The sequence below is a fragment of the Telluria sp. ZB4P37 genome, assembly GCF_059685855.1.
In genome coordinates this window covers 460,495-481,002 of the sequence record NZ_JCASID010000002.1, presented here as the reverse complement: position 1 = coordinate 481,002, position 20,508 = coordinate 460,495, and the positions used below count along the sequence as shown (strand labels likewise).

The following is a 20,508-nucleotide window of genomic DNA, read 5'->3' as shown; positions in this document are numbered from 1 at the left end:
AGCATGAACAAATCGAACCACGGCATCACCCTGCAACCTGGCCAGCTCACCCTTTCCGACCTGCGCGCGGTCTGGGCCGGCCACGCGCCGCTCGCGCTCGCGCAAAGCGCATGGCCGGCGATCGAAGCCTCCCTCGCGCTGGTCGATGCCATCGTCGCCAAGGGCGACCCGGCCTACGGCATCAACACCGGTTTCGGCATCCTGGCCAAGGCCCACATCCCGAACGACCAGCTGGCCACGCTCCAGCGCAACCTGATCCTGTCGCACGCGGTCGGCACCGGTCCGCTCATCGACGACAACATCGTGCGCCTGATCGTGCTGACCAAGATCGGCAGCCTGGCGCGCGGCTATTCGGGCGTGCGCCCGGTGATCATCGAAACCCTGATTGCCCTGTACAACGCGGGCATCATGCCGGCGATTCCCTGCCAGGGTTCGGTCGGCGCCTCGGGCGACCTGGCGCCGCTGGCCCACATGACCCTCGCCATGCTGGGCGTGGGGCCGGTGCGCTACAAAAGCGAAATCGTCGAAGCGACGGACGCACTGAAAGCGGCCGGCATCGAACCGGTGACCCTGGTCGCCAAGGAAGGCCTGGCCCTGATCAACGGCACCCAGGTCTCGACCGCGCTGGCGCTGCACGGCCTGTTCATGGCCGAGCGCGTGCTGGAGGCGGGCATGGTCGCCGGCGCGCTGTCGCTCGACGCCGCCCGCGGCAGCGATGCGCCGTTCGACGCGCGCATCCACGCGGTGCGCGGCCAGCCGGGCCAGATCACGGCCGCCGGCATCTACCGCGAGCTGGTGGCAGGCAGCGCGATCCGCGCCTCGCACCTGGTGGGCGACGAACGCGTGCAGGACCCGTACAGCCTGCGCTGCCAGCCGCAAGTCATGGGCGCGGCGATGGACATCATTGCCAACGCCGGCCGCACCCTGTTGATCGAAGCCAATGCCGTGACCGACAACCCGCTGCTGTTTCCTGACGACGGGGCCATCATCTCGGGCGGTAACTTCCACGCCGAGCCGGTGGCCTTTGCCGCCGACACGCTGGCGCTGGCCATCGCCGAGATCGGGGCGCTGAGCGAGCGCCGCATCGCTCTGCTGATCGACGCCAACCTGTCCGGCCTGCCGGCCTTCCTGGTGCGCGAGCCGGGCCTGAACTCGGGCTTCATGATCGCCCACGTCACCGCGGCCGCGCTGGCTTCCGAAAACAAGTCGCTGGCCCATCCGGCCAGCGTCGACAGCCTGCCGACCTCGGCCAACCAGGAAGACCATGTCAGCATGGCCACCTTCGCGGCGCGCCGTCTGGACCAGATGGCGCACAATACGTCGGTGATCGTGGGAATCGAGCTGCTGGCGGCGGCCCAGGGCATCGAATTCCACCGTCCCTTGACCACCTCGCAGCACCTGGAGCACGTGCACGCCCAGCTGCGTGAACGGGTAGCGCCGTATGACGCCGACCGCTTCTTCGCGCCGGACATCGAGGCCGCACGCAAGATGGTGGTGAACGGCGAGTTGTCGGCATCAATCAAGGAATTGTTTGTAGCGCTGCACCCTTAACAATCTGACCCAGGAGAGGCAATGGACTTTCGGTTCAAGGCAGGCAGGCTTCCGGTGCTCGTGTCGATGCCCCATGCGGGCACCGACATCCCGGACGAGGTAGCAGGATTGATGTCGCCCTGCGCCGGCGCGCGCGCGGACACCGACTGGCACCTGCCCGAGCTGTATGGCTTCCTGGAAGAAATGGGCGTCTCCACCATCTCGGCGCGGTGGTCGCGCTACCTGATCGACCTGAACCGCCCGCCCGAGGACACCAACCTCTACCCGGGCATGGATACCACCGGCCTGTGCCCGGTCGACACCTTCGGGCGCGAGCCCCTCTACTTGCCGGGTAAAGTGCCGGATGAGGCCGAGATGCAGCGCCGCCTGCAGCAGTACTGGATGCCCTACCACGCCCAGCTGCGCGCGGAACTCGACCGCCTGAAGGCGCAATTCGGCCGCGTGGTGCTGTGGGACGCGCATTCGATTGCTTCCACCGTGCCGCGCTTTTTCGAGGGCCGCCTGCCCGACCTGAACTTCGGCACCGCCGACGGCGCCTCCTGCGCGCCGGGGCTCGAACAAGCTGTCGTCGGCGTGGCGCGGGCCCAGGACCGCTTCAGCATCGCCGTCAACGGCCGCTTCAAGGGCGGCCATATCACCCGCAAATACGGCCAGCCGCCAGACAATGTGCACGCGATCCAGCTCGAGATGTGCCAGTGCCTGTACATGAACGAGACGCCGCCCTTCGATTACCGACCAGATGTAGCAGCGCAAGTGCAGCCGCTGCTGCGCGCCATGATCGGCTCCGCCGCCGAATGGGTGCGCACATGAGGGCCTTGTTTGCCCGCCACGCGCTCCTGCAGGGAACGACACACCCGGGCTGGCAGCGCGACGTGCTGCTCGAATGGGACGTGCACGGCGACCTGACCCGCGTAGTGCCACAGGCCGCGCCGCCGCTGGGCGTGGCGCGCGCCGACTACGTGGTGCCGGGCATGGTCAACCTGCATTCGCACGCCTTCCAGCGCGCGTTGGGTGGCCTCACCGAGCGCGCAGGGGAGGGCCCGGACAGCTTCTGGACCTGGCGCGACCTGATGTACCGCTTCGCCGCGCGCATCACGCCCGAGCAGATCGAGGCCATCGCCGCCCAGCTGTTCGCCGAATGCCTGCGCCATGGCTATACTTCGCTGTGCGAATTCCACTACCTGCAACGGACCCCAAGCGGCGAGTCCTACGCACGGCCGGCCGAAACCGCCGAGCGGATCGTGGCCGCGGGCCATGCAACCGGCATGGGCGTCACGCTGCTGCCGGTGCTGTACAGCCATGCCGGTTTCGGCGAACAGCCTCTGCGTACCGAGCAGCAGCGCTTCCGCACCGGCGTCGACGACATCCTCGGCATCGTCGATGCGCTCGGCGCGCTGCGCGGGCCCCAACTGGAAGTGGGTGCGGCGCCGCACTCGCTGCGCGCGGCCACCATCGAGCAGGTGCGCGAGCTGGCAGCCGGCCTGCCGCCGGGACGCCCGCTGCACATCCATATCGCCGAGCAGCAGGCCGAGGTCGAGCAGAGCATCGCTGCGACCGGGCGCCGTCCGGTCGAATACCTGATGGAGCAGGTTCTTGTAGACGAACGCTGGTGCCTGGTGCATGCCACCCACCTGAACGATGAAGAAGTACGCGTGCTGGCCGGTAGCGGCGCGGTGGCCGGCCTGTGCCCGACCACCGAAGCCAACCTGGGCGACGGCCTGTTCCCGCTGCAGCCCTTCATTGAAGCCGGCGGGCGTTTCGGGATCGGCAGCGACAGCCATGTGTCGCAAAGCCCGGTCGAGGAATTGCGCTGGCTGGAATACGGCCAGCGCCTGGTGCACCAGCGCCGCAATATCGCCTTCACACGCGAACAGCGCGACGTCAGCCAATACTTGTGGCAAGCTGCGTTGCGTGGCGGCGCCCAGGCGACCGGCCGCAAGGTCGGCGCGCTCGAGGAAGGCCGCCGCGCCGACCTGCTGGTGCTGGACGGGACGCATCCGAACCTGGATGGCGTGGCGGACGAGGACGTCCTCGGCCGCTTCCTGTTCTGCGGTAACGACAACCTGGTGCGCGACGTGCTGTGCGGCGGGCGCTGGGTGGTGCAGGCAGGCCGCCACATGGCGCAGGACGCGATCGCGCAGCGCTACCGACAAGCCGTCAATGAATTACGCGAGGTGAGCCAATGACCGTACTGATCCCATTCGCAAGCCTGTCGCCGGTACCGTGGAAAAACGGCGGTGGCAGCACGACCGAAATCGCCATCGGCCCGCCGGATTCCGGCTTCGAGGATTTCGACTGGCGCGTCAGCCTGGCCACCATCGAGAAAGACGGCGCATTCTCGCAGTTCCCGGGCGTGGATCGCACGCTGGCGCTGGTGGAAGGCCATGGCATGACTCTCGACATCGACGGCGATCCGGTCTTGATTACCGACGGCGATCCGGTGGTCGCCTTTGACGGCAGCTCGGACGTCATCGCAAAGCTCAGCCGCGGTGGCAGCACCGACTTCAATGCGATGACGCGCAGCGACCGCTGCTACCACACCTTCGGGCGGCGCCGGCTCACCGGCATCTCCACGTTTGTTGCGCGCGCCGACATCACGGTGCTGTTCCTGGCCGAAGGCGAAGCGCTGGAGTTGCGCAACGAAAAGGAGCGCATCGGCCTGGTGCGCTTCGATGCCGTGGTGCTCGAAGCAGGCTCGGTGTGGAAGCTCGAAGCAGGGCAGGCCATGATCTACATCGTCGACATCTACTACCACAGCGAAGAGGATGAAGAGTCGTATGAGTGAGGTGGCCGACCTGCTGTTCACCAACGTGCGCCTGGCCACGATGGTGGACGGCTACGGCGAGCTGCAGGACGCCGCGCTCGCCGTCAAGGATGGCCGCATTGGCTGGCTGGGCGCGCGCGGCGATGCGCCGGACGCCAGCGCGGAACACGATTGCGGCGGCATGTGGATGACGCCGGGCCTGGTCGACTGCCACACCCACATCGTCCATGCCGGCAACCGCAGCAATGAATGGGAAGCGCGCCTGAACGGCGCCACCTACGAAGACATCGCCCGCCAGGGCGGCGGCATCATGTCCACGGTGCGCGCGACGCGCCAGGCCGACGTCGAGGCGCTGCTGGCGCAAAGCCTGCCGCGCGTGGCCCAGCTCTTGTGCGAGGGCGTCACCACCATCGAGATCAAGTCGGGCTATGGCCTGGCCCTGGCGGCGGAAGAATGCATGCTGCGCGCCGCGCGCCAGGTGGCAAAGCAGCTGCCGGTGCGCGTGGCCACCACCTTCCTGGGCGCCCATGCGCTGCCGCCCGAATTCGCCGGCCGGCCCGAGGCCTATGTCGACGAATTGTGCGAACGGATGCTGCCGCAGCTGGCGGAACAGGGGCTGGTCGACGCGGTGGACGCCTTCTGCGAGCGCATCGGCTTCACCAACGCCCAGACCGAGCGCGTGTTCGCCGCGGCCCGCAAGCTCGGGCTGCCGGTCAAGCTGCATGCCGAACAGTTATCCGACCAGGGCGGCGCCGAACTGGTGGCGCGTTTCGGCGGCCTGTCGGCCGACCACCTCGAACACCTGACCCCAGCCGGTGTCAAAGCCATGGCGGGCGCCGGCACCGTGGCCGTGCTGCTGCCCGGTGCCTACTACTTCCTGCGCGAGACTATGCCGCCGCCGATCGCCGCGTTGCGCGCGGCGGGCGTGCCGATGGCCGTGGCCACCGACTGCAATCCCGGCACCTCGCCCATGACCTCCCTGCTGCTGGCGATGAACATGGCCTGCACGCTGTGGCGCCTGACGCCGCAGGAAGCGCTGCTTGGTGCGACCAGCCACGCCGCGCGGGCGCTCGGCCTGCAGGGCGAAATTGGAACGCTGGAAGTGGGAAAGGCGGCCGACCTGGCGCTGTGGGACATCGCGCGCCCGGCCGACCTGGCCTATGCGATGGGTTTCAATCCCTGCCGCGCGGTGGTGAACGGCGGCGTACTGCGGGCGGGGCATATCACGCCCGTGTGAGGCGCGGCGGAGACGGGACACCCCTTCTCCGTCACGCATGCCCCATTAATCTGCGGCTGACCTTGCTTTTCTTGATTGGCGTCAAATCGCCAGTTTCCAGCTCGGGAATTATTACTTAAACGGTCGTAACAACAGTAACTACTGGTAATAATTAACCCCGGATTAAGAAAGCATATTTATAGTTCGAAGCGTGTTTCACCATCTCCCCTCCCCATTTGTAAAAATGGGTTCGCCCACGGTGCCCTCCAGGCCCGTGGGTTTTTCTTTGTGCTTCAGCTTTGGCGTTCTGCCATCGCGGTGAGGGTATCGCCGGTCAGGCGGCAGATGCGCCAGTCGGGCATCACGTCCGCGCCCATCGACTTGTAGAACTGGATGGCCGGCGCGTTCCAGTCCAGCACCGACCACTCGAAGCGGCCGCATTCGCGCTCGACGGCGATCTGCGCCAGGCGCGCCAGCATCTTCGTGCCATAGCCCTTGCCGCGGTGCGACTGCAGCACATAGAGGTCTTCGAGGTACAGGCCCTTCTTCGTAAGGAAGGTCGAGAAGTTATGGAAGAACAGGGCGAAGCAGACGACCTTGCCGTCCTCTTCGCCGATGATGGCTTCGCACGACGGACGCACGCCGAACAGGCCCTCGTGCAGCAGGACTTCGGTGGACGCCACCAGGTGTTCGAGTTTTTCGAACACGGCCAGCTCCAGGATCATGGCCTGGATGTGCGCGACGTCGGATGGCTTGGCAGGGCGGATGGAAAATTGGGTCATGGGGTTTCGATGGCGTTGTTCAGGTTTGCGGATTGCACAGGTTTGGCTGCGGGTGCGCGCAGGGCCCAGGCCACGCTGGCCAGGCACAGGAACATGCCGGCGAATTCGATCGGGCCAGGACGGTAGCCCTCCAGCTGGATCGACAGCAGCACCGACAGCACCGGCGTGACGACGCCGATATACACGGTTTTCTGCGCGCCGATACGGTTAATCAGCGTGAAGTAGGCGAAGAAGGCGATCACCGAGCCGAAGATCGACAGGTAGACCAGCCCGGCCCAATAAGTGGCGCTGGCAGGCAGCACGAATTGGTCGCCGTTGAGAAGCGACCACACGGTGACCAGCGCAGCGCCCCACAGCATCGACCAGGCCATGCTCAGCGGCAGGTTCGCGCACTCCTTCTGCACCCGGTTGACCACGATGCTGCCGGCCGAACTCGCGAGTGTGGCCACCAGCGCCAGCACGACCCCGGCGATGAATTTGGCGCTGCCCCCCGCCTGGTAATCGTGCCAGGCGGTGCCGATCGAATGCCAGAACAGCAGGGCGACGCCGGCAATGGCCGCCACGCCGCATAAAATGGTGCGCGGGTTGATGCCGGTGCCGAAGAACAGGCGGCTCAGGAGCGGCGTCCAGAACACCATCAGCGCAAACACCACGGCCACCAGTCCCGATACCACGTATTGTTCGGATTCGTAGGTGCACAGATAGGAGATGCAGAAGGTCAGGATGCCCTGCAGCGCGATCCAGCGGTGGGTGCGCAGCGGCAGCGCCAGGCGGTCGCGCCGCACGATGCAGATGATGAAGAGCGTGGCCGCGGCCAGGAAGAAGCGGTAGGCCACCGACACCGCCGGCGGGGCTTCGCCCAGCTGCAGGGTGATGGCAAAGAAGGTCGAGCCCCAGATCAGCGAGGCGACGGTAAAGAGGACGGAAGAGGGCATCGCGGGAGTATACGTGCTTAGCCGGTTTCCCGCACGGGTCGATGTAGGGTAGGCGGGTCCCCCGCCCGCGCGTTCAAATCACGTGGACATGGACGCACCGTGGCTCCACCGCGTTCGTTGAACGCGCGGGGTGATCTGGTCCGGTGGACCAGATCACAAGCCGTCCACCCTGCTAGTAAGCCAAATTCAAACGCCGATACAAGAACGACAGCACGAACAGCGGCCCGATCAGCAAAAACCGCAGGTCGTCAAAAAACGACGGCTTCTTCCCCTCGATCTTGTGTCCGATGAACTGCCCGATCCAGGCCACCACGAAGACCGCGATCGACACCGGCAGCACCGTCATCGCCGGCATCAGCGCCAACACACCCAGCATCGCCGCGCTCATCACGCCCATGCCCGCCGCGAAGCCGCGCGAGAGCTTGAGGTAGTAATAGAGCGAGCCAAGCGTGACCGCGATGGCCGCCACCGGATGGATCGCCCACAGGATGCCCAGCAGGCTGAAGACGATCAGCGGGATGCACACGAAGTGGATGATCTCGTTGGTGTGGTCCTGGTGGCTGTCGCCGTAGCGCGCCAGCAGGATGTCGATATTGCGGGGTTGCGAGCTGTGGTCCATGGGTGTCTCCAACTTTGTTCTGGACCCGCTTCGAGCCGGCCCTTTTCGCCCGATTCTACACCGTCTCCGCCTCGGTGGCGCTGCTGGCCATCACCGTTCTCGGCGCCTGCAGCCGCAAATTCGGATGCCCGGCAAACAGCTCCGAGACCCATTCGACGAACACCCGCACCTTGGCCGACAGGTGGCGGTTCTGCGGATAGACGATGTGCACCGGCAGCGCGTCGATGCTCCAGTCGGCCAGGACTTGCACCATGCGGCCGGCCGAGATGTGCTGGACCAGCAGGTAGTCGGTCATCATGATCACGCCCAGCCCGGCCAGGCCCGCCTGCACGTAGGCGTTCGAATCGTTGAGGGCGATCGCGCCGGGCAGGGCGACCTCGATGCGTTCGCCGTCGCGGGTGAAATCCCAGTTCAGGATCTTGCCGGTCTTGGCCGAGAAATAGTTGACGCAGCGGTGGCGCTCGAGGTCGCGCGGGTGCTCCGGCAGACCGAAGCGTTCGATATAGGCGGGCGAAGCACAGGTGACGAAGTTGATCACGCCGATGCGGCGCGCGATCAGGTTCGGGTCGAGCAGCTCGCCGCCGCGCACGGCGCAGTCGACGCCTTCCTCGACCAGGTCGATCACGCGGTCGGTGCTGCCCAATTCCATCGTGATGTCCGGGTAGCGCTCGAAGAAGGCCGGCAGGGCTGGAATCAGGATTTCCGACGACAGCCCGGTGGGCGAATCCACGCGCAGGCGCCCGCTTGGGCTCAGGCGATGCCGCGACAGCGATTCCTCGGCGTCGCGCACGTCCGACAGAATCTGGATGCAGCGCTCGTAATAGGCCGCGCCATCCGAGGTGATCATGACCTGCCGGGTCGTGCGGTGCAGCAGCTTGACCGAGAGCGTGGATTCGAGCGTCTGCACCAGGGTCGAAACGGTGGCCTTCGGCAGGTTCAGCATCTCCGCCGCCTTGGTAAAGCTGCCGCAGTCGACGACCTGGATAAAGACTTCCATGGCCTGGAGTTTGTTCATGTCGGACTCCCTTTGTCCTGTTTTATGTCGATTGTTCGGAAATATGAACAATCAATTCGATATTGCCATCTTTATCCGATTGCAGATGAAGACTATATTGTGTGCATCGCAGCAAAAAGTAAACCCAGGGAGCAGCTCATGAGCATTCGGAACTCAATTTTCAACACGGTCGCGCTGGCACTCGGTGCAGTAGCATTGGCGGGCCTGCTGGGAACCGACGCCTATTCGCAGGCCGCCGGCGCTGAAGCGCGCGGCTTGCAGGCGCTCTCGATGCAGATGGAAACCTGCAGCGCCTGCCCGGATGCCGACGGCCTGGCCCTGGCGCCTGGAGGCCAGCGATGAGCGCGGTGCTGGAAAAACAACAAATCAGCGCGCTGGCCGTGCGCGAGCTCGAAGTCGCCGGCGCCCAGGGACCACTGGCAGCGCGCCTCTACCTGGCCGGCACGCCGGTCAAGCGCGACACGCTGATCGTGTTCTTCCATGGCGGCGGCTTCGTCGACGGCGACCTGCAGGAAGCCGACGAATTCCTGCGCCACCTGGCCGAAAGCAATGAAGAGCGCGCCGTGCTGACCTCGAACTACACCTTGGCCACCGTCAGCCCCTTCCCGGCCGCGGTCGAAGACGCCCACGCCGTGCTGCTGTGGGCCACGAAGAACAAGGCGAAGCTCGGCTGGTCCGGCAAGAAGCTGGTGGTGGCCGGCATCGAGGCTGGCGCCAACCTGGCCGCCGTCTGCGCCCTGATGGCGCGCGACCGCGCCGCGCCCAAGCTGGCCGGCCAGATTTTAATCATGCCGATGCTCGACCCGGGCCTGTCCACCGGCTCGATGCGCCAGCTCAACGGCTGCCCCGGCCGCGAAAAGCTCAGCACCGATTGCGCCGCCGCCTACCGCGGCTACCTGCCGCATGCGGCCGACCGCGCCCACCCTTATGCCTCGCCGCTGCGCTCGACCCGGCTGAAGAACCTGCCGCCGGCCCTGATCCTGTCGGCCGAAGACGATCCATTGTGCGACGAGGCCGAACAATACGGCGCCAAACTGATCAACGCCGGCGTGCGCACGACGGTGCGTCGCATGCCGCCGGCCCCCCTGCAAGACCCGAACGGGCGTAACGAATGTGCATGCAAGGTGCACGCGCTCGCGGAGATGGCCACCTTCCTTGCAGGACTGGACCGCTGACGCGCCGGCATCCGCTTTAACCACTAACGCTTCCCGAGCACCATGCCATCCAGGCGCGGGGAAGCCCCGTTTTTCCCAAAATTCGCCGCGCAAGCGGCGTGAGGGACCTCATCAAGAAAGAGGTGAGCATGAACAAGGCATCTGCACCCCGCGGCATCGACGCCGGCCACCTCGGCGCCATGCGCGGCCGATGTCGGGACTAGCGCCCGCATCCTGACCTGACCCGCAAGGGCCGGTCCACTACCAGTAACGAATCCGGCATCCACGCTTGCAAGCGTGGAGGGACCCCTGTTTTCCCGTTTTCTGCTCGCGCCCCCGGCGTCGGCGAAGTTTTCGTCTCACCACATAAGAAAGGTTCATCATGAATAACCTACAAGCACGCATGGGCAGCGCAAGAATCCTGGTGGCTGCGCTCGCAGCCGCGGGCCTCGCGGGCGCCATGCTCACCGGCTGCGCCGATGCCAACAGCAAGGCCGACGCGGCTGCCGCTCCAAGCGCGCCGCCGGTCTCCGCCGCGGTCGTGTTCGAAAAGCCGGTCGCCGAGACCCAGGAATTCTCGGGCCGCCTGGAAGCCATCGAGGTGGTCGAGATCCGTCCGCGTGTCAGCGGCTATATCACCGCCGTCAATTTCAAGCCGGGCGCCGAAGTGAAGAAGGGCGACGTGCTGTTCGTGATCGACCAGCGTCCTTACCAGGCCGAAGCCGACCGCGCCGGCGCCGCCGCGAGCGCCGCGCGTGCCCGGGCCGACCTGGCCCGCCTGGAACTGCAGCGCGCCGAACGCCTGCTCGCGGACAAGGCCATCGCCCAGCGCGAATTCGACGAGAAATCCGCCGCCCAGAAGGAACTCGACGCCAGCGCTAGAGCCGCCCAGGCCCAGCATGAATCGGCGCGCCTGAACCTGGCCTATACCCGCGTGACCGCGCCGATCGACGGCCGCGTGTCGAAAGCCGAGATCACCCTCGGCAACCTGGTCGACGCCACCGCGGTCCTGACCTCGGTCGTCTCGCTGGACCGCATCTATGCCAGCTTCGACGGCGACGAGCAGACTTATCTGCGCGTCGGTAGCCGTGCCCAGCGCGGCGCCCCTGCCGTGGTCAAGGTCGGCCTGACCAACGAAGAAGGCTTCCCGCACGAGGGCAAGCTCGAATTCGTCGACAACCAGCTCGACGCCAATACCGGCAGCGTGCGCATGCGCGCCACCCTGGCCAATCCGGACCGCCTGCTGGCGCCCGGCCTGTTCGCTCGCGTCCAGGTGGGCAGCGGCGTCGCCGGCCAGGCGGTGGTGATCAACGAGCGCGCCGTCGGCACTGACCAGAGCCGCAAATACGTCGTGGTGGTCGGCGCCGACAGCAAGGCCGAGTACCGCCCCGTCACGCTCGGACCCGTGGTGGACGGCCTGCGCGTGGTGCGCAGCGGCCTGAAGGCCGGCGAAAAGATCGTCGTCAATGGCTTGCAGCGCGTGCGTCCCGGCGCTCCCGTCGCCGCGCAAATGGTGGCGATGGATGCCGACCCGACGGCAGCCGCAGCCAAGGGCGGCACCAAGGTCGCCCTGAACACGGCCGGCAAGGAGTAAGAACATGAACTTTTCCCGATTTTTCGTCGACAAGCCGATCTTCGCGGTCGTGCTGTCGGTGATCATTTTTGTGGGCGGCCTGATCTCGATCTTCCAGCTGCCGATCTCCGAATACCCGGACGTGGTGCCGCCTTCCGTGGTAGTGCGCGCCCAGTACCCGGGCGCCAACCCGAAAGTGATCGCCGAAACCGTGGCCGCGCCGCTGGAAGAGCAGATCAACGGTATCGAGGACATGCTCTACATGACCTCGCAGAACACCTCGGACGGTGCGCTGGCCCTGACCCTGACCTTCGCCATCGGCACCGACATCGACCGTGCCGAAAGCCAGGTGCAGAACCGCGTGCAGCGCGCGCTGCCACGCCTGCCGGAAGAGGTGCGCCAGATCGGCGTCACCACCGTCAAGAGTTCGCCGAACCTGACGATGGTGGTCCACCTCAATTCGCCCGATGGCCGCTATGACGACCTGTACCTGCGTAATTACGCGGTGCTGAACATCAAGGACCAGCTGGCGCGCCTGAACGGCATGGGCGAAGTGCAGCTGTTCGGCTCGGGCGACTACGCCATGCGCGTCTGGCTCGACCCGCAAAAGGTGGCGGCACGCGGCCTGACCGCAGGCGACGTGGTGTCCTCGATCCGGGAGCAGAACGTGCAGGTTGCGGCCGGCGTGGTCGGCCAGGGCCCAACGAAGGATGCCCAGTTCCAGCTCACCGTGAACACCCAGGGCCGGTTGACAAGCGTCGAGGAATTCGGCGCGATCGTGGTCAAGGCCGGTGAGGACGGCGCCGTCACGCGCCTGAAGGACGTGGCGCGCCTGGAGATGGGTTCCAGCTCCTACGCGCTGCGCTCCCTGCTGAACAACAAATCGGCCGTCGCGATCCCGATCTTCGAGGCGCCGAACGCCAACGCGCTGCAGCTGTCGAGCGACGTGCGTGCCAAGATGGACGAACTGTCGAAAGACTTCCCGGAAGGCGTCGAGTACAGCATCGTCTACGATCCGACCCAGTTCGTGCGCGAATCGATCGACTCCGTCGTCACCACGCTGCTCGAAGCGGTGGTGCTGGTGGCGCTGGTGGTGATCGTCTTCCTGCAGACCTGGCGCGCCTCGATCATCCCGCTGCTGGCGGTGCCCGTATCGGTGGTCGGCACCTTTGCCGTGATGCTGATGTTCGGCTTCTCGATCAATACCCTGTCGCTGTTTGGCCTGGTGCTGGCGATCGGCATCGTGGTCGATGACGCGATCGTGGTGGTGGAAAACGTCGAGCGCAACATCAGCAACGGCTTGAACCCGCGCGACGCCACCATCCAGGCGATGCGCGAAGTGAGCGGCCCGATCATCGCCATCGCGCTGGTGCTGTGCGCCGTGTTCGTGCCGATCGCGTTCGTGGCGGGCCTGACCGGTCAGTTTTACCGCCAGTTCGCCCTGACCATCGCAATCTCCACCGTGATCTCGGCGTTTGCTTCCCTGACGCTGGCGCCGGCACTCTCGGCCGCACTGCTGAAAGCCCACGACGCGCCGAAAGACCGCCTGACCCGCATCATGGACACCGTGTTCGGCCGCTTCTTCGCCGCCTTCAACCGCTTCTTCGGCCGTGCCTCGCACAGCTACGAAGGCGGCGTCAAAACCGTCCTGCGCCGCAAGACCGCGACCCTGGGCGTCTACCTGGCGCTAGGTGTGGCTGCGGTCTTCATGTTCAAGGTGGTTCCGCCCGGCTTCGTGCCGGCCCAGGACAAGGGTTACCTGATCGGTTTCGCCCAGCTGCCCGATGCCGCTTCGCTGGACCGCACCGACGCCGTGATCCGCCGCATGTCGGCCATCGCCAAGGATATCCCGGGCGTCGAATCGTCGATCGCCTTCCCGGGCCTGTCGATCAACGGCTTCACCAATGCGCCGAACGCAGGCATCGTGTTCACCTCGCTGAAACCCACCAGCGAGCGCAAGGGCAAGGCGCAGTCGGCCGAAGCCATCGCGGCCGAGATCAACAAACGCATGGGCGCCGTGGAAGATGCCTTCGTCATGGTGCTGCCACCACCCCCGGTGAATGGCCTGGGCACGACTGGCGGCTTCAAGCTGATGTTGGAAGACCGCGGCAACCTCGGTTACGACGCGCTCTACCAGGCCACGCAGGCGCTGCAGGCCAAGGCCTGGGGCACGCCGCAACTGGCGGGCGTGTTCTCAAGCTACCAGATCAACGTGCCGCAGCTGTTCGCGGACGTCGACCGGGTCAAGGCCAAGCAGCTGGGCGTGCCGCTGGCGACCATCTACCAGACCTTGCAGGTGAACCTCGGCTCGCTCTACGTGAACGACTTCAATCAGTTCGGCCGCACCTACCAGGTGCGGGTGCAGGCGGACGCGCAGTTCCGCTCGCAGCCAGAGCAGATCTCCCAGCTCAAGGTGCGTAACGACAAGGGCGAAATGATCCCGCTGTCGTCGCTGATGCAGGTGAAGGACAGCTATGGCCCGGACCGCGTCCAGCGCTACAACAACTACGTGGCCGCCGACCTGAATGGCGGCGCGGCCCCGGGTGTCTCGTCCGGCCAGGCGCAGGCCATCATGGAGCAGCTGGCCAAGGAGACGCTGCCGAAAGGGATCGCCTACGAATGGACCGACCTGACCTACCAGGAGATTTTGTCCGGTAACACCATGGTGTATGTGTTCCCGCTGTGCGTGCTGCTGGTGTTCCTGGTGCTGGCGGCGCAGTACGAAAGCTGGACCTTGCCGCTGGCGGTGATCCTGATCGTGCCGATGTCGATCCTGTGCGCCCTGATCGGCGTGAAGCTGACCGGCGGCGACAACAACATCTTCACCCAGATCGCGCTGTTCGTGCTGGTGGGGCTGGCCTCGAAGAACGCGATCCTGATCGTGGAATTCGCGAGGGAACTGGAAGACCATGGCCGCAGCGTCGTTGAAGCAGCTTTGGAAGCAAGCCGCCTGCGCCTGCGTCCGATCCTGATGACCTCGATCGCTTTCATCATGGGCGTGGTGCCGCTGGTGTTCTCGACCGGCGCCGGCGCCGAGATGCGTCATGCGATGGGTGTGGCGGTGTTCTTTGGGATGCTGGGCGTGACCTTCTTCGGCTTGTTCCTGACGCCGCTGTTCTATGTCTTGCTGCGCACGTTCGCGAAGCGTTTCGAGAAAAAAGTCCCGGCCGCGAAAGCCCCGGCCCTGGACCTGGAAGGAGTGCATTGAAATGAATACCATGATCGCAAAAGGCGTGGCTCCGCTGCTGGCAGCCCTGCTGTTGACGGCCTGCGCCACCCCCGAGTTCAAGCAGCCGGCCATCGAGACGCCGACGGCATTCCGCGAGTCGCAGACTCCTGCAATCGTCGAGGGCGTCGACGGCGCTCGCTGGAAGAAGGCAGAGCCGGCCGAGCAGCAGCCGCGCGGCCAGTGGTGGCTCGCCTTCAGGGATCCGGCGCTCACCGCGCTGGTCGAGGAAGCGACCGCCAACAACGCCAACCTGGCGGTGGCCGCAAGCCGCGTCAAGCAGGCGAGGGCGATCGCCGGCATCGCTGACGCCGACCGCATGCCGCAGGTCGGCTTCGGGCTCGGCGCCCAGCGCGCCCGCCCGTCGGCACTGGAAGCGGGCCTGCCGCAGGGTACGCCAACCCAGCCGCAGACGAGCTACACGGCTAACCTCACCGCCAGCTACGAGGTCGATCTGTTCGGCCGCGTCGCAGCCGGCGTGTCGGCCGCGAAGGGCGACGCGGCCACCAGCGAGGCGAACTACCGCTCGGTGTTGCTGGCCTTGCAGGCGGACGTGGCGCAAACGTATTTCCGCCTGCGCGCGCTGGATGCCGAGCTCGATACGGTGGCGCAGACGGTCAACCTGCGCAACGAGAGCGTGAAGCTGACCCAGCGCCGCTTCGACCTGGGCGACATCGGCGAATTCGACCTGTCGCGTGCCCGCACCGAACTGTCGACCGCGCGCGCCGAGGCCATCGGCCTGCAGCGCGACCGCGCCAACACCGAGCATGCGCTGGCGGTTTTGCTGGGCAAGCCGGCGGCGAATTACGTCGCCGGAGCCAACCCGCTGCTGGACGCCGCCACCTTGCCGGCAATTCCCGCCGGCCTGCCGTCCTCGCTGCTGGAACGCCGTCCAGACATCAATGCGGCCCAGCGCGCGATGGAAGCGTCGAATGCCCGCATCGGCGTGGCGCGCGGCGCGATGTTTCCTTCCTTGACCATCAGCGCGGCCGGCGGCGGCATCGGCGGCGCCCTGTCGGACGTGTTCCGCTGGAGCAGCCGCTCCTGGGTGCTGGGCTTGCTTACCTCGCTGCCGATCATCGACGGTGGCCGCAACCGCGCCAATGTCGAGCGCAGCGAAGCGGTGCTGGAAGAATCGGTGGGCGTCTACCGCCAGAGCGTGCTCACGGCCTTTGCGGAAGTCGAGGACAACCTGGCCGGCCTGCGCATCCTGAGTGGACAGGCGGAGCAGATCGACGCGGCCCAGGTCTCGGCGCGCCGCTCGGCGGACCTGGCGCGAAAGCTGCATGACGCGGGACGTTCCAGCTATATCGAACTGCTCGACGCGCAGCGCAACCTGGCCAATGTCGAGCGCACGGCCGTCCAGCTGCGCGGCAACCGCGCGGTGACGACGGTGGCCCTGATTCGCGCGCTCGGCGGGGGCTGGGATGCCGATCCGGCGATCGCCAACACGGTTGCACTGAAGTAAGCCTGTTTCCCAGGAGTTCTGCCCTTTGCGGCGGGTACGCGAGTGCCCGCCGTTTTTTTTTGCGCTGTCCATTGGCTTTCCGCTAGCAAAGCAGGCTCGCTTGCATGTATAAATACGGATCTTTCACAGCGATGGAGACCTGGACATGTTCAAGCGACTGGCAGCAGAAGCCCTCGGCATCAGCGATATCGGCGTGATCGTCGCGCCTTCGGATTACGACAAGGTCGACGCCGACGACTACCTGTTCTCGGAAGACGGCGAACAGATCTTCTTCCTCATCAAGAGCAAGAAGGACGAATACTGCTTCACCAACCTGGCCCTGATTCATGTCGACGGCGATTCCGCCGTGTCATCGAAGCGTTCGATCAAGCGCTACGAGTACGCGTCGTCCCGCATCGCCAACGTCAGCATCGAGACCGCCGGCACCCTGGACATGGACGTCGAGCTCAAGTTCAGCGTGGGCGAAACGCCCTTCAACATCGACATCAAGAAATCCCATATCGAACAGCTCAAGGATATCTACAAGGCCTTGATCTCGATCGGCAAGCAGCAGCACCGCGATGCGGTCGGCCGCGACAACGCCCTGCGCGCGCTCGACGCCACGGCCTCGATGCACAAGCTCAATGCGGTGCCGGCGGGCGGCAGCGTGGCGAGCCAGTTCGGCGACCTGCTGGCCGCCGTGAACACCGCCATGCTCGAGACGCATACCCGGCGCGATTTCAGCGACACCTTCAGCAAATACATCCATAACTGATCGCGGGCGTGGGGACTACAATGTCCCCATGCCGTATTCCATCGACATTCCGACTTCCGAGGCGCTGACCGGGCTCGCCCCGGTGATCGCACCTGGCATCCGCGTGCTGGTGCTGGGCAGCTTTCCCGGCGCCGCCTCGCTCGCCGCGCAGCAGTATTACGCCCATCCGCGCAACCAGTTCTGGCCCCTGATCTCCGCCGTCGTCCAGGAAGACCTCGCGGCGCTGCCTTATCACGAGCGGCTTCCGCGCCTGTTGGCGCACCGTGTCGGCTTGTGGGACGTGCTTGCGGGCTGCGAACGCGAAGGCAGCCTCGATTCCGCCATCCGCAAGCCCGCTGCGAACGATTTCGAGCGCCTGCGCGCCTTGTGTCCGGAACTGGAAACGGTCGGCTTAAATGGCCAGGCGTCGGGCAAGTTCGCGCCGCAGTTCGAAGCCGCCGGCTACCGTGCCGTCGTGCTGCCGTCGAGTTCACCGGCGCATCAGTCGATGACGTTCGAGCAGAAGCTTATCGTCTGGCGCCAACAGCTTGAACCTACGGCAACCCGGCTGCCGGCTTCAAAGGCGCAATCCACGCTGTTCTAGACCGCGGGGACAGCACTCAGCGAATATGCGTCCCCAGCGCACTTGCTCTGCGCAAATGCGCCAGCTTGGCCGAATACACCTGCCGCATTTCCTGGCGCGTGCTGGTGTCGACCGCCTTGGCGATCTGCTCTCGCGCGTGGGTCAGGTCGCCCAGCTGCAGGTGCGACACGCCGAGCCAGAAGCGGAACTCGTCGTTGTAGGGCGCGCGTTTGACCTCGCGTTCGAACAGCTCCCTGGCCGCTCCGTAATTCCCGGCGCGCAGCGCGATCATGCCCTTGTCGAAGTGGTGGTAGGGCGGAAATGGCTCGACGCTGGCAATGCGCTTGGCCAGGGCCGCGGCTTCGCCCTGCTTGCCCAGGGTCGCCAGCACCGGCTGCAGGTTGCGCATGACCGCCATGTTTTCCGGCTCGCGCTCTAACGCGGCGCGGTAGGTTTGCTCGGCCAGTTGCATGTCGCCGTGCTTTTCGTAGATCACGCCCAGCGTGTTCAGGGCGCGGATCATGCCCGGGCGCTTCTCCACCGCCGCACGCGCCCACCAGTAGGCGTCGTCGATGCGGTCCTGCACCAGCATCTCGGCGGCGCGGTTGTTCAGGTAGAGCGCGACGATGTCTTCTTCGTCCAGCTCGCGCGCACGCAGGCGCGCCGCTTCGTTCTGTGGAATGAAGTCGACCAGCAGCATGGTGTCCTGGTCGCTACTGCGCACGCCGCTCTCATGGCGGTTGCCCAGGCTGATGTTCACGTGCGCGCTGGCCAGGTAGAGGCCTGCAGTGCGGCTCCAGGTGTCGTCCACGTCGACGCTGCGGTAGCGCACCGGCATGCCCAGTTCCTTGGCAAAGGCCGCGGTCATGATCACCAGCGACAGGCAGTTGCCCGAGCGGTCGGCGTAGGTTTCGGAGGCGGTGCGGGTTTTCGAGGATTCGTATTCAAGCTTCAGGTCGGTCTTGCTGTAGAGCGCAGCGACCAGGCCGTGGCGCTGGCCTTGCTGGCGCAGCGCGATGGTGAAGGACTGGCTGCCGAGGTAAGCCCGCATTGCCGGACTGAGGGTGAACAGGTCGTCGGCCCCGACTTTTTCGCGAGGGGGCGCGAAGCGCGCATCGGCAAACAGGGGAGGGGCCGCAGGCGGCTGCATGCTGGTGCATCCGGCCAGCAGCGATAGCGACAATGATAATGACAGCAGGACCGCAACGCGTTTCATGACTCCCTCCAAGGGCGTACTTACAGACCGAGTATCTGCCTGTGCCGGAGGCTTGTCAAAGCTTGTTCAGTCCTCGTGGAAGGCTTCGACCAGTTCGTCCAGCAGTTCGGCCGTTTCTTCGTCGGACAGGCCCAGGTAGGCGCAGGCGGCGCTGCCGCCCTTGGCCCATTCGAGCGAATCGCCATGGCCCTGGTAGCGGCTGATCGCAGCTTCGGCCAGCAGCGACAGGGCGACCAGCGAGCGCACCGCGCCGGAGGTCGAGGCGTCTTCTAACACCGTGAAATCGTGGTGGAGCAGGATGGCCCAGCCGACGTCGGCCGACAGGCCCCAGTTACGCGCCAGCAGGCAGCCGACCGAGGCGTGGGAGGTAGCGTGGCGCTCGTCTTCCAGCGCCGTGAACGGGCGCTCAACATCGAGCGAGGCGGCGGCATAGGTGTCGGCATAGTCGGCGAAGCGGTCGATCAGCAGCGGGACGCCGGTGTCGCAGAACAGGCCGAAGGTATGCGCCACGTCGGCTTCGCCAATGCGCAGGCGGCGCGACAGGAACACCATCGCCTGGGCGCGGCGGGTCGAGATGTCCCAGAAACTGGCCAGGCTGGCGCTGTTGACGGGAATCGCCTGGCGCGCCAGCAGGCCGGTCATCAGGGCCGCCACCTGGTTAATACCGAGGAAGAGGATGGCCTGCTCGATCGACTTGGCCTTGCGGCGGCCGCCGTAGATCGATGAATTGGCCAGCTTGAGCAGCGCGCCCGACATGCCCACGTCGCTCGCCACGATCTTGCCGATCGCTTCCGGCGACGGATCTTCCGATGCAAGCTCGCGCTGCATGTCGGCGAGCAGGCTGGGACGCGGCGGGATGCGGATCGACTTGATCAGGGCATCGACCTGGTCGAGCTGCGCGAGCTGCGGTATGGGATCGGCGAGGGTATTCATGGGTAAGGGCAGGGAAGCGTGCGCTTCGGGGGCAGCGAGGTCAGCCGTAACTATACCCCAGGCGCGGTTATCTTGCGCAGAGGCAATACTCTAACCCATTGTAAACTGTGGTGATTTCACCAAAACGACACCCTGCCTGAGCCCGCGATAAAATTGGTCCATGGTACTTTCGACAATAGCGGGAATCGATTTCACGGCGCCGGCAGAGATGGTGGCGCGCCAGCTGATCGGCATGACGGTGCTGGTGGACGGCGTCGGCGGACGGATCGTCGAGACCGAAGCCTACGACCGCGAAGACCCGGCTTCGCACGCCTTTTCCGGCCCGACCGAGCGCAATGCCGCGATGTTCGGCCCGCCCGCCCACGCCTATGTCTACCGCTCCTACGGCATCCACTGGTGCCTCAATTTCGTCTGCCGGGAGGAAGGCCATGGTGCCGGGGTCCTGATCCGCGCGCTCGAACCCGTGGCGGGACTCGAGCAGATGCGCGTGCGGCGCGATACGGGAAGCAGCGCCAAGGACCTGCTGCTGTGCTCCGGTCCCGGCAAGCTGTGCCAGGCACTGGGCGTGACGCGCGCCCACAACGGCAGGGCCTTGTCGCAGCCGCCGTTCGAACTGCTGCCCGGCGCGCGCGACCTGGAGATCGTGGTGGGACCGCGCATCGGCATTTCGAAGGCGATAGACGTGCCGTGGCGGTTCGGGCTGGCCGGCTCGCGTTTCGTCAGCCGGCCGTTCCGCTGAA

19 protein-coding genes are annotated in these 20,508 nt (G+C 65.8%); 13 read left to right on the top strand and 6 right to left on the bottom strand.

Translation table 11 applies throughout. The annotated features are described in order from the left end of the window. The first annotated feature begins 3 nt into the window (after positions 1-3). The 5 genes from hutH to hutI are packed head-to-tail and all read left to right on the top strand — an operon-like array spanning position 4 to position 5,552. A complete protein-coding gene (gene hutH / locus AC56K1_RS06540; protein WP_497157031.1) occupies positions 4-1,551 on the top strand; it encodes a histidine ammonia-lyase in 1,548 nt (515 codons plus the stop codon). A gap of 21 nt (positions 1,552-1,572) precedes the next feature. After that, the gene (gene hutG, locus AC56K1_RS06535) at positions 1,573-2,361 is read left to right on the top strand and encodes an N-formylglutamate deformylase (protein WP_497157030.1); all 789 of its coding nucleotides are present in this window, start codon (positions 1,573-1,575) and stop codon (positions 2,359-2,361) included. Then, positions 2,358-3,737, top strand: a complete 1,380-nt coding sequence (locus AC56K1_RS06530) for a formimidoylglutamate deiminase (RefSeq protein WP_497157029.1) — start codon at positions 2,358-2,360, stop codon at positions 3,735-3,737. Before hutG ends, AC56K1_RS06530 begins: the two co-directional genes overlap by 4 nt. Next, entirely contained in the window at positions 3,734-4,336 is a 603-nt protein-coding gene (locus AC56K1_RS06525; protein ID WP_497157028.1) for a HutD/Ves family protein, read from the top strand. Before AC56K1_RS06530 ends, AC56K1_RS06525 begins: the two co-directional genes overlap by 4 nt. Next, entirely contained in the window at positions 4,329-5,552 is a 1,224-nt protein-coding gene (hutI, locus tag AC56K1_RS06520; RefSeq protein ID WP_497157027.1) for an imidazolonepropionase, read from the top strand. Before AC56K1_RS06525 ends, hutI begins: the two co-directional genes overlap by 8 nt. A gap of 272 nt (positions 5,553-5,824) precedes the next feature. Here the strand turns inward: hutI and AC56K1_RS06515 are convergent, their stop codons facing one another. The 4 genes from AC56K1_RS06515 to AC56K1_RS06500 all read right to left on the bottom strand — a co-directional run bounded on the left by AC56K1_RS06515 (position 5,825) and on the right by AC56K1_RS06500 (position 8,882). Next, on the bottom strand, positions 5,825-6,313 hold the full coding sequence (locus AC56K1_RS06515; RefSeq protein ID WP_497157026.1) for a GNAT family N-acetyltransferase: 489 nt from the start codon (positions 6,311-6,313) through the stop codon (positions 5,825-5,827). Continuing rightward, positions 6,310-7,248 carry a DMT family transporter gene (locus tag AC56K1_RS06510; RefSeq protein WP_497157025.1) on the bottom strand — a complete coding sequence of 313 codons (939 nt, stop codon included), beginning with the start codon at positions 7,246-7,248 and terminating at the stop codon, positions 6,310-6,312. The genes AC56K1_RS06515 and AC56K1_RS06510 overlap by 4 nt, the downstream gene beginning before the upstream one ends. A gap of 172 nt (positions 7,249-7,420) precedes the next feature. Next, positions 7,421-7,867 (bottom strand): Mpo1 family 2-hydroxy fatty acid dioxygenase, encoded by a 447-nt coding sequence (locus tag AC56K1_RS06505; protein WP_497157024.1) that lies wholly within the window; start codon positions 7,865-7,867, stop codon positions 7,421-7,423. A 55-nt stretch (positions 7,868-7,922) separates the two neighbouring features. Beyond that, entirely contained in the window at positions 7,923-8,882 is a 960-nt protein-coding gene (locus AC56K1_RS06500) for a LysR family transcriptional regulator (RefSeq protein ID WP_497157023.1), read from the bottom strand. Between the two features lie 138 nt (positions 8,883-9,020). Here AC56K1_RS06500 and AC56K1_RS06495 point away from each other — a divergent pair, with 138 nt between their 5' ends. From AC56K1_RS06495 to AC56K1_RS06465, 7 genes are all read left to right on the top strand, one after another. Beyond that, the gene (locus tag AC56K1_RS06495) at positions 9,021-9,224 is read left to right on the top strand and encodes a hypothetical protein (protein ID WP_497157022.1); all 204 of its coding nucleotides are present in this window, start codon (positions 9,021-9,023) and stop codon (positions 9,222-9,224) included. Continuing rightward, positions 9,221-10,057: an alpha/beta hydrolase gene (locus AC56K1_RS06490; protein WP_497157021.1), complete on the top strand. Its 837-nt coding sequence runs from the start codon at positions 9,221-9,223 to the stop codon at positions 10,055-10,057. The genes AC56K1_RS06495 and AC56K1_RS06490 overlap by 4 nt, the downstream gene beginning before the upstream one ends. 361 nt (positions 10,058-10,418) lie before the next feature. Then, positions 10,419-11,630: an efflux RND transporter periplasmic adaptor subunit gene (locus AC56K1_RS06485; protein ID WP_497157020.1), complete on the top strand. Its 1,212-nt coding sequence runs from the start codon at positions 10,419-10,421 to the stop codon at positions 11,628-11,630. 4 nt (positions 11,631-11,634) lie between these two features. Further along, the gene (locus AC56K1_RS06480) at positions 11,635-14,817 is read left to right on the top strand and encodes an efflux RND transporter permease subunit (protein ID WP_497157019.1); all 3,183 of its coding nucleotides are present in this window, start codon (positions 11,635-11,637) and stop codon (positions 14,815-14,817) included. 1 nt (position 14,818) lies between these two features. Then, positions 14,819-16,303: an efflux transporter outer membrane subunit gene (locus AC56K1_RS06475; protein ID WP_497157018.1), complete on the top strand. Its 1,485-nt coding sequence runs from the start codon at positions 14,819-14,821 to the stop codon at positions 16,301-16,303. Between the two features lie 145 nt (positions 16,304-16,448). Next, complete coding sequence (locus AC56K1_RS06470) at positions 16,449-17,057, top strand: PH domain-containing protein (protein WP_497157017.1); 609 nt, start codon at positions 16,449-16,451, stop codon at positions 17,055-17,057. Between the two features lie 28 nt (positions 17,058-17,085). Continuing rightward, a complete protein-coding gene (locus AC56K1_RS06465) occupies positions 17,086-17,640 on the top strand; it encodes a DNA-deoxyinosine glycosylase (protein ID WP_497157016.1) in 555 nt (184 codons plus the stop codon). Positions 17,641-17,656: 16 nt separating this feature from the next. Here AC56K1_RS06465 and AC56K1_RS06460 read toward each other — a convergent pair whose 3' ends face one another. Together AC56K1_RS06460 and AC56K1_RS06455 are read right to left on the bottom strand one after the other, a co-directional pair. Further along, positions 17,657-18,835 carry a tetratricopeptide repeat protein gene (locus AC56K1_RS06460; protein WP_497157015.1) on the bottom strand — a complete coding sequence of 393 codons (1,179 nt, stop codon included), beginning with the start codon at positions 18,833-18,835 and terminating at the stop codon, positions 17,657-17,659. Between the two features lie 66 nt (positions 18,836-18,901). After that, entirely contained in the window at positions 18,902-19,768 is an 867-nt protein-coding gene (locus AC56K1_RS06455; RefSeq protein WP_497157014.1) for an HDOD domain-containing protein, read from the bottom strand. Between the two features lie 160 nt (positions 19,769-19,928). Between AC56K1_RS06455 and AC56K1_RS06450 the strand changes: the two genes are divergently transcribed. Further along, positions 19,929-20,507, top strand: coding sequence for a DNA-3-methyladenine glycosylase (locus tag AC56K1_RS06450; RefSeq protein WP_497157013.1), 579 nt, complete (start codon positions 19,929-19,931; stop codon positions 20,505-20,507). The last annotated feature ends 1 nt before the right edge of the window (position 20,508 follow it).